1 protein-coding gene is annotated in these 1,167 nt (G+C 72.9%); it reads left to right on the top strand.

What is annotated here, in order from left to right:
• Positions 1-419: 419 nt before the first annotated feature.
• Positions 420-1,163 carry a rhomboid-like protein gene (locus tag ACFWVD_RS28310; RefSeq protein ID WP_379247918.1) on the top strand — a complete coding sequence of 248 codons (744 nt, stop codon included), beginning with the start codon at positions 420-422 and terminating at the stop codon, positions 1,161-1,163.
• Positions 1,164-1,167: the final 4 nt, after the last annotated feature.

The following is a 1,167-nucleotide window of genomic DNA, read 5'->3' as shown; positions in this document are numbered from 1 at the left end:
CCGCCGCCCCTTGCCCGCACTGCGCCGAAGGCCCGGTAGGAGCATGCCGGCGGGCTACCGGCCCGCACCGGCGCGGGTACGCCGCCACTGAGTGCTGCCGCTGGGCCCCTGCCCGCCTCCCGCGGGCGGCTCCCGGGAAACGGTCCACGAGGAGGGGTACGGGCGGCCCGCTCACGGCCTATGCGCCTGCGGAGTCGGTGGCCCCTCCCCCGGACACGACCGGCGTACCGCAGGGCCGCCGCACCGCAGGGCCGCAGGGCCGCCCGGGAAACACCGTCGAACCGCCTGCCGGGGCCCTGGATTCCGCTTCCGTTCTTTCATGCCGTTCGGCCAGATCCGGCGAACTCCGCCGTCCCCCCGGAGTGGCTTCCGTCACCCGCCGATCATCGTCCTCGGGTCGACCTGGAGAATGTCACGGTATGAACTCCCCTTCACCGCAGGGCCCTTGGCGCAGACTGCTGCGCACCGTGCGGGAGTATCCGCGCCGTGCGCCGCTGACCGCCGCCTATGTCTGCCTGCTCCTGGTCAGCCATGCCTGGGTCCTCTACGGGTTGTCCGCCGATCGTTCGGCCGCCGTGCTGGGCCACGTCAGCACCAACCTGGACAACCTGCAGGGCCATCCGCTGTCCTCGCTGGTCGGCAGCGTGCTGTTCTTCGACGGCACGCTCACCGATGTCGCCTCGACCGAGTTCGTGGGCACCTTCATCACCCTGGGCCTCGGCGTCTGCTGCTTCCTGGCCCGGGCGGAGCACCGGTGGGGTAAGCGGCGTGCCGTGGCCGTGTTCCTCGGCGGGCATGTCGCTGCCACCCTGATCACCGCTGCCGTCATCGCCGTCGCGCTGCAGCACGACTGGTATCCGGCGGCCGTGCGGCAGGCCCTGGACTACGGGGTCAGTTACGGCGCCCAGACCGTACTGGCGGTCGGCACGCTCGCCCTGCCGCGCCGGGGCCGCCTGCCGTGGGCCGTCTTCGTCCTCGCATGGCCTCTCGGCGGTGCCGAGTGGACGACCGGGCCGCTGCCGGACTTCACCACGGTCGGCCATCTCACGGCGGCGGTCCTCGGCTTCGGGCTGTTGGCCGTCCCCGGTTTCCGGCGGCAGCGGGTCCGCGCCACCGGGCCGTCCGCCGTTGCGGAACCGGCTTCCCCGGCAGCCGGAGGATAGGCTC

Source organism: Nocardia sp. NPDC058666, from assembly GCF_042714895.1.
Classification (GTDB): Bacteria; Actinomycetota; Actinomycetes; order Mycobacteriales; family Mycobacteriaceae; genus Nocardia.
Note: the sequence above shows the minus strand (reverse complement) of the source record. Positions and strands in the feature narration are given on the sequence as shown.